The organism is Ohtaekwangia sp., assembly GCF_036786105.1.
Lineage (GTDB): Bacteria > Bacteroidota > Bacteroidia > Cytophagales > Cyclobacteriaceae > Ohtaekwangia.
Map to the genome: position 1 here is coordinate 25,788 of NZ_DAIQRQ010000058.1, position 8,135 is coordinate 33,922.

5 protein-coding genes are annotated in these 8,135 nt (G+C 40.1%); 1 reads left to right on the plus strand and 4 read right to left on the minus strand.

Annotation, left to right across the window (positions count from 1 at the left end):
• Positions 1-188: 188 nt before the first annotated feature.
• Complete coding sequence (locus V7Q33_RS18860) at positions 189-4,163, plus strand: amino acid adenylation domain-containing protein (protein ID WP_331976714.1); 3,975 nt, start codon at positions 189-191, stop codon at positions 4,161-4,163.
• A gap of 134 nt (positions 4,164-4,297) precedes the next feature.
• Here V7Q33_RS18860 and V7Q33_RS23440 read toward each other — a convergent pair whose 3' ends face one another.
• From V7Q33_RS23440 to V7Q33_RS18875, 4 genes are all read right to left on the minus strand, one after another.
• Positions 4,298-4,513 (minus strand): biotin/lipoyl-binding protein, encoded by a 216-nt coding sequence (locus V7Q33_RS23440; RefSeq protein ID WP_442945986.1) that lies wholly within the window; start codon positions 4,511-4,513, stop codon positions 4,298-4,300.
• Positions 4,514-5,192: 679 nt separating this feature from the next.
• Positions 5,193-6,272, minus strand: a complete 1,080-nt coding sequence (locus tag V7Q33_RS18865) for a hypothetical protein (protein WP_333820840.1) — start codon at positions 6,270-6,272, stop codon at positions 5,193-5,195.
• 770 nt (positions 6,273-7,042) lie between these two features.
• A complete protein-coding gene (locus tag V7Q33_RS18870) occupies positions 7,043-7,657 on the minus strand; it encodes a DUF4304 domain-containing protein (RefSeq protein ID WP_333820841.1) in 615 nt (204 codons plus the stop codon).
• A 100-nt stretch (positions 7,658-7,757) separates the two neighbouring features.
• Positions 7,758-8,105 carry a hypothetical protein gene (locus V7Q33_RS18875; RefSeq protein ID WP_333820842.1) on the minus strand — a complete coding sequence of 116 codons (348 nt, stop codon included), beginning with the start codon at positions 8,103-8,105 and terminating at the stop codon, positions 7,758-7,760.
• Positions 8,106-8,135 lie beyond the last annotated feature (30 nt).

The following is an 8,135-nucleotide window of genomic DNA, read 5'->3' on the forward strand; positions in this document are numbered from 1 at the left end:
ACACATCGTATATAATCCGATCACGCGAAACTGCATTTATGTCGGCATAACAGATCTCCATTCTGATTATGTTTAATTTTATTATCAAATTAATATCGAAGATTCAGAAAAAAACTGGTATCTTATTCCAATAAATAATTATTCGTTGCACGTATTCATACCCTGTTTCAAATACATCGTTATACTCTATGCTTCACAAAGACCTAACCTCCCAGGAATCCCGAAAGAAATCCGCCCCAACCTTATTGTCAGAAATCGAAGAATCCATAAACGAGCATGAACTACCGCTGCGTAGTTCGTATCCGATTACTTCGATGCAGCAACGATTATGGTTGCTCTGGAAATTGGAACCTGAAATTCCGTATTGTACACATCAGTCACTAGCATACGTCAATGGTAATATAGATTGTCCGTTATTACTGGCTGCTGTAAACATTGTTACTAGTAACAATGTTTTTACCAATGCCCGATTTACTGAGATTAAAGGCTGCACAGAGCAGACATTTAAAACATCCCATGAAGAAGTGGTTGTTAGAGATCTATCCGCAATAGCACCTGACAACCAACAGCAGCGAATCAAGCAATTAGCACAAAAGATAGTATCGGAAGTAACAAACATCACCGAAAGCGTTTTTCGCGTCCATATATTTAAGCTTTCGGGGAATGAATATAATATCCTTTTTACCTGGCATGAGATCGTAGCTGATCAAAAAACTATAGATCTCCTGATAAAGGAAATCACAGAAGTATATAAAGCACTTTCCGAGGGTACGGGCAATTTTTCAGGCCCTAAAAGGGGGCATTATCTCCCGCCTGTCAGCAAAGAATACACCAACGATGAAACCTATTGGAAATCGAAACTTCAGGGAGAACTTCCTATACTCTCGTTATCGCTCGACTCTCAACCCAATTCTTCTCCAGGCTACCGTGGGAACTCTGCCCACGTAACATTAGACACTTCTATTACCAATGCTCTCAAATCTGTTTCAAGTTCCGGTTGGTTTGATGCATTGCTGACGGCATACTATATCTTCTTGTATCGATATAGCGGTCAAAAAGAAATAATCGTAGGCATGCCTATAGTCAATCGGAATAATCCCGGAGAAGATCACATGAAGGGCAACTTTGAAAATGTTATACCACTTCGTATTTCTTTTCATGAGACATCGTCCTTTCGCGATTTATTGACCCTGGTTTCAGAGACTGTGCGTGAAGGACGAGCACATGGTGTTTATCCGTTCAGTCAGATGTTACAGCATGTGGCTTCAACCCGTAATGGCAGCACAGCCCCTATATTTCAAACGATGTTCGGCCAGCAGGATGCTTCCTGGTCATGGCAAGATGATGATCTCAAAATCACAACAACCAGACTTGATACCGGTTTTACGAAATATATGCTATCGCTGGACGTTGGTCAAAATAACGGGCAAATTATACTCACAGCAAAGTATCATAATGATCATTTCAGCAGCGATACAATCAGGCGAATGCTGGCAAATTTCAGCACACTGGTAACAAGCATAATCCAAAATCCGAACGCTGCTGTTTCAAGCCTTGAATTATTGCACCCGGAGGAAAAAAGCAAACTATACGAGTTCAGGCAGCAGACCATACACCACAAAAATGATCAGGACTTGTATAGCATGTTTCGCGAACAGGCCGAGCGTACACCTTCTCAGGTTGCCTATATTTTTGAGGATACTTCTATCTGCTATCGTGAGTTAAATGAAAAGGTGAACCACCTCACATCGCAGCTCCTACTGACCGGTATAACAAAAAGTACTTTGGTAGGACTGTATCTAGAAAAGTCCATCGATACGGCCGCTGTTATACTGGCCATCGTTAAGGTATGTGCCGTCTATATTCCTTTGAATCCTCTTCATCCTGCTTCAAGAAGCAACGAAATATTGCAAGCTGCCAGGCCTGCTTTTCTTATCGAATCAAAACAATTACCGAAAGTTGGCGACAACTACACCGGAAAAAAAATCTTTTTGCATGAAATTCTAAATGCACCTCCCTCCCAGGTTGATCAATCAGCTCTACCACCGGCCGGGCCAGACGATTTGATAAACATTGTGTATACATCTTCTTCCACCGGAAAACCCAAAGGTGTGATGATTACACGCAAGTCTGTTGTTAACCGGTTGAACTGGATGTGGAATAGTTATCCTTTTCAAGCAACGGATGTAGCCGTATGGCATAAGTCCTATACGCTGGTAGCTTCTACGTGGGAGTTCTTTGGCGCCTTGTTGAAAGGTATACCTACCGTTATTCTTTCACACGAAGATTCAATTGACCCTGTGCAACTATGGCACAAACTCCTGTCTCATAACGTATCGTACTTTCTGGCAACACCATCCCTTTACAAAGGTATAGTGGAACAAGCGAAGAGAAGTGACAAATCATGGACAACATTGCGTATAGCTACAACCAGTGCCGAACCGATTAGTTCTGCCCTAGCCAAAGAATGGACAACCACTTTCCCGAACATTCCTTTGCTGAACCTCTACGGTTCTACAGAATGTTCATCGAATGTTACAGAATACAGAATAGATCAGGCTGTCGCTACGCTTGCTCGTATACCTATAGGAAAGCCGCTGTCAAATACAACGATCTATATAGTGGATGAGCATCTCAATGAACTGCCATTAGGAGTAATTGGTGAGATGTGTATTTCCGGGGATTGCGTAGCAAGAGGCTACCTGAATCTCCCCGACATGAGTAAGCATAGTTTCATCGTCAACCCTTTCACAAAAAATAACGACACTATTTTATATCGTTCCGGTGATCTGGCCAGGTATCTGCCTGACGGGAACATTGAATTGATTGGAAGAAAAGACCATCAGGTAAAGATCAGAGGATTTCGTATCGAATTAGCAGAAGTTGAAAATTCGTTACTTCAACACAAAAATGTAAAGGAATGTTGTGTGATTGTTCAAGAGCAGGCAGCGGATCAACAAAAGCTTGTAGCGTTTATCGCACCTCATCAACAACAATCAAATCTATATACTGAATTGCTTGACTTTTTACGACAACGCTTGCCCAACTATATGATTCCATCACTTTTGGTGATGATGGATAAAATTCCTGTTAATACTGCCGGCAAAATCGACAGGCTATCACTGAGTAAAACAGATCTTAAGAAACCTGAACTTCTCAATACATATGTAGCTCCCTTCACTGAGACGGAAAAAAAACTGAAAAAGATATGGTCCAGGAATCTTGGAGTAGCATCTATCGGGATTCACGATAACTTTTTTGATCTCGGTGGAGATTCGTTAATGATGACCTTGGTGAACACCCAAATCAAGGATGAGTTTAACCGAACATTTACCTATCGTACAATTCTTGAGAATCCAACCATTAAGCAACAGGCTGAACTTCTCGAAAGAACGGGAGGTATAGGTGATCGCGCAGGCAACGTAGATACCACGCCAAGATGGAAATACTTAAAGTCCATTCGAACCACAGGCTCCAAGCCTGCGGTCTTTGCTATTCCCAGCGGACTACTTTATCAAAATGTAATTCGTCACCTGGGTGATGATCAACCGTTCTATTGCTTTGATCCTTTATACGATGACGATGTAAAAGAGGCAGCAGAAAAATATTTGAGTGAGTTGATCGAATGCCAACCCGAAGGCCCCTATTTTCTGGCAGGTTACTGCCTCCATGGCCTTGTCGCCTATGAGATGGCACAGATGCTGAGAGCACGAGGACAGACTACGGGGTTATTGATTCTCTTTGAGACATTTGAACGATCTACCGTAATTCCTAAAACATCATTTTGGTTTTATCCGAAAAAACTAATGATCTATACTCATCGATTCCGAACTATATCCTGGAGTGAAAAATACAAGTTTATCGCCAAGAGTCTGAAGAGCATAGTTGGCCCTGCGCAAGTTGACAAATCAAATGCAAGAAAAAGATCGTACAAGCCGGAAATATATACCGGTGATGTCGTGTTATTTAAGTCCGAAGAAGCCGAAGTAGTAACGATAGATGCCCCTTATATGGGATGGAAACCCTATGTTACCGGAAGCTTGGAATTACATCAGACTCCAGGAACACATATAGGCATTATGTATGGAGACAAGTATGCGAAGATCATGTCCTCCAAGGTGAACGAGTGCTTGCAAAAGGCATACTTGAAGCATAGTATTTAACTTAAGATGTGAACCACCAGGCAATTGCTATAAGCTGCAAGCTTATGGTCAACCTCGCCTGATTCTTCAGATATGTCCGGGTAATGGCCACCCAATGCTGGCCCCAACAATGAAAAACTGTTACAGAAGACAGTTTAAGGCCCTGAAAAAAAGTGACTTTTGCCACTTTCATGCAAGGCCTTCAGTCGCGAAAAATTGTCTTTTACTTGTTCTAGAGTGGCTTCGGCAAGCAATTGGTCACTTGCAACGTGTTGCCCTTCCTCGACATAGACTTTTGTTATTTGACCGGGGACCTGAAAGGAAAGGGCCACGCGATTGTCTGCCACGATAGTGCCACTATAGGATAACATTTCAGCATCACGCTTTGCGCTGATCGGAACTTCACGAACTTTAACAGATGAGTCGTTTAATCTTATCTCCTTGTTTGCATTGCCGCACCCTGACAATACTATAGTATCAGTGAAAATGACACTACTATCGTAAACACTTTTGTCATCATTACTTTTTTTATGACTTCAAAAGTATAGTCCAATATAACTAAAACAACATCCCAGATTTAAGTTAACTTTTCATGCATCTTGTGTGAGCGAATTTAGGAGCCCACCCCAATAATTCAGTGCGTTTAGAAAGTTCCGTTTGCACAAATAAAATTGTGTCTGATATAGTCCCTCACAAAGAGTATATTTTTCGAATTCTTTGCAATTATAATTGCATTTGGCAACGCATTACATTAGCTACCAATTGAAAATAGTATCTCAAGACTCAAGGGTCTAATGTGTATTCAGTAATTCTCCGGGAATAATTTGTCGTTTGGCTTCTTTACTATACTGACGTCTAGGAGGCATCAGTCCACAGTCAAGCAGGAATACGGTAAGTGATAGAATAATAATTCGTCCTAATGTTTTCATGCTACAAATCGTCCAATGGCCTTGCGCTCAACATTTATGTATAAGCCGTGGCGCTGAGTAAAATAAAAAAATATCCTCCTTATCAGCTGCCATGAATTATACATTTTGTTGTGGCTCGTTATTACAATGTCCATCCTCCTTCACGGTTGTATGTCCATTTCGATTCACGCGTGTCGTACTTGCTCAACCCTTTCTCTTTTAGTTTACTGGTGTCGATCCAGTCGGTCCACTGCAAAATATTTGTCCTTTTGATTTGAGGTAGATTTACCAAAATATCAATTGCTTGAGTTAATACTTTTCGAGCCAGCTGTCTGTTTACATTTTCAGGAAATGTAAGTACAAATTCTTCTAAACTGTTCGCGTCACTTAACCCTTTCAGGTCTGATAATCTTGCCATGTTCTCAATGTCAATCTTCTTTAGAGACTTTGTCCCTGTCAAACTAGGTAATATCTCAATCCGACTCATTCCCTCAAAATGAAGAAACTCAATAGTCTGCTGGTCTATCAAAAAACGATAATCCTCAACTCCCCTAACTCTGCTAAGTCCAATGTAAACTAAGCTTGGCAATTGATTCAGAATGCTTAAGTCATCATAATGCCCGAACATCAACTTGATTAATCTCAATCGCCTGAAGTTCTTTATGAAATTCAAGTCCTTGAGTTTTACACCCCTCAGGTTCAGATTTTCAATATTGTTTAGTGACTCAATTTTGGAAATCCCTTTCTTCATTCCATCAACTGAAAGGGTCTTTAAATCTTTAAATTCTGAAATGAAACCGATGTCAACTGCGGAACTCTTTGTCTCGGAAATCAACAGTTGAATCAAATCACTTTTTTGCCTGAGGGCCGAAAAGTCTTTAGTTAAAAAACTCTGGATTTTAAGATTTTTAACATTGGGTATGTAGTCCATAAACTTCCAGTCCAATGGGTCATACCAAAAAATAGAAAGTAAAATATCCGGTCTTTTTGAAAAAAGCTTGTCGTTTAAAACCTTGAATGTTTCAGGTTTCGGTTTTTTGAATTGATAAAACTGAATTGTATGTATGTCGCGAGTCGTCAGTATATCAGCGATGTCTTCATCTACTAAATCATCATAGATGTTTATGTTTCCTCCGAAGTCTTTCCATTTATTCTCTGTCGCTGTAAACATAACTGTCAGTAAAAATGAGCCACCACGTTTGGCTATAAAGCGTGGCGGCACACCAAAATATAAAAATTAATCGTCTAATGTGCCGCCATGACTTATAACTTTTGTTGGCAGCAGCAGCCGAGTCAATGGTTGTCCGAAAGAAGTCAAACTTGCCAGGAGCGCTAGTGCTATAAGAGTTGTTCTGAAAATCATCTTCTCTAAATGGTATTGCTGCCAACGTTTATGTGTAAGCCGTGGCCCTAACAAAATAAAAAAATGTCTTCCTATCAGCATCATAGATTATACATTTTGTTGGCGGCTGGCTCTTGTCCCGCGTTATTCGTAGTCATTAATCTTAAATTTTCCTTGTCTCTCAGGAAATGTCTGTCCGTCTGTTACTTCAACGTCAACGAGCTCTGTGCAATAAAGAAGTGGGGAGTCCAGTCTGCCTATCTCTTTTGTTCGTCCCCAAATGATAACTTTTTTTTGATTGTCCAAAAGATCTCGCCATTTATGAACCTTTATTCTATCGTAATCAGAAGAGTCTAAGTATAGCTTTGCATATGAAGAGTCGTTTAGTCTCAAGTCAATGAAAAGGTTTGTACAACAGTCCTTCGTTTTTAATTTTTTTATAAAGCGCAATGAATTTTAGTTGAGAGCTGTCGGCTTTGCTTAAATCTATCGTGTCCATCGAATACTCAAACTTTATCCGCGTGCTGTCGTCTAAATTGTAGTAACTGCCTAATTGAAATGCATTGAAGTATAACTCTCCGATGTATAATTGGTCGTCATGCTCTTTGTGCAAGAGCAAATTGTCAGAATCAATAGAATGTATATGTATCTCATTTCAATCGGTACTTCTTTGCGTAGTTGTCCAAAGTGTTAAGCCATTCTTTATCACGCCTAAATTCATGTTTCAATTTGTCGTACTCGACTTGTGCATTTTTGTAGTCTCCAAGTTCTCCTAATGCAATCATTTTCTCGTAGGGAGGAATGCCAGAATAAGGTTGTCGGTTTACCAATTCTTTGACGTTGTCAATTGTCTGCATGAAATCAAAGTGAGGTAAGATCACTTTGTCAAGAAGTGAAAGTTGTCGTGAAGTCAACTCCTCTAAATTTGTTTTTTCGTTTACATCCCACCATGTGTCAAGATCGTTCATTAGTTCTCCAATTCTCCGTCTTAGAATGCATTGTGCCTCGCTTGGAAATTCAGGAATTGGCTTACCAGCATTATGGTCAAGTGTTACCCAAAAACTTGGAAGAAAGACACCTATATTTATTGTGAATGAAATGTCGTTCTTAGACCGCCAAGCACTTTTTTGAAAATTGATATGCTGTCCGAAACCTGATTTTTCTAAAAAGAAATTATTTCCTTTTTTCTTAAACCCAAGTGGTTTGAGTCGCCTGTGAAATGCTTTTATGATGCTGTCAAACTTTTGCTCAGAAGCTGTTTTCATTTTTATCCGAATTGTCCCGGCCACATTGCCTACAACGTAGGCTATAAGGTGTGGCAGCACACCAAATATAAAAATTGATCATCCAAAGTGCCGCCATGACTTATAGCTTTTGTTTTAGGCTGCGGCCAAAGCACCAATCCAAGATTTTCTTAATTGTCCTTGGAGTTACAGCGTTGTCAACAAACGAATCTGAAAAATCTAGGCAACTTAACTTCACGGAGTTTCCCGTCTTTGTTTCTACTCCAGGAAAGTATTGTCCGACTACTGACAAGTAACCTTCTGCAGGATTATTATGGACAGCAAAATGTTTTATTAAGAATTTCTTGTCCTCTGATGCAATACTCACACTCAACATATTTCCGATCCCATCAAAATCATTGTCAAGCCACCAAAGAAAATCTTGTCCTTTGTATTTAATTGTCCGTCTACTCTTTTTTGAAATTGCCATGAGTCAAACCGTCCATTGGCCGTTGCTTAC

What these genes read in the sequence shown, in the direction of transcription:
- V7Q33_RS18860 (WP_331976714.1), top strand. Translation starts at nt 189, where the DNA reads ATGCTTCACAAAGACCTAACCTCCCAGGAATCCCGAAAGAAATCCGCC.
- V7Q33_RS18875 (WP_333820842.1), bottom strand. Translation starts at nt 8,105, where the DNA reads ATGGCAATTTCAAAAAAGAGTAGACGGACAATTAAATACAAAGGACAA.
- V7Q33_RS18870 (WP_333820841.1), bottom strand. Translation starts at nt 7,657, where the DNA reads ATGAAAACAGCTTCTGAGCAAAAGTTTGACAGCATCATAAAAGCATTT.
- V7Q33_RS23440 (WP_442945986.1), bottom strand. Translation starts at nt 4,513, where the DNA reads ATGTTATCCTATAGTGGCACTATCGTGGCAGACAATCGCGTGGCCCTT.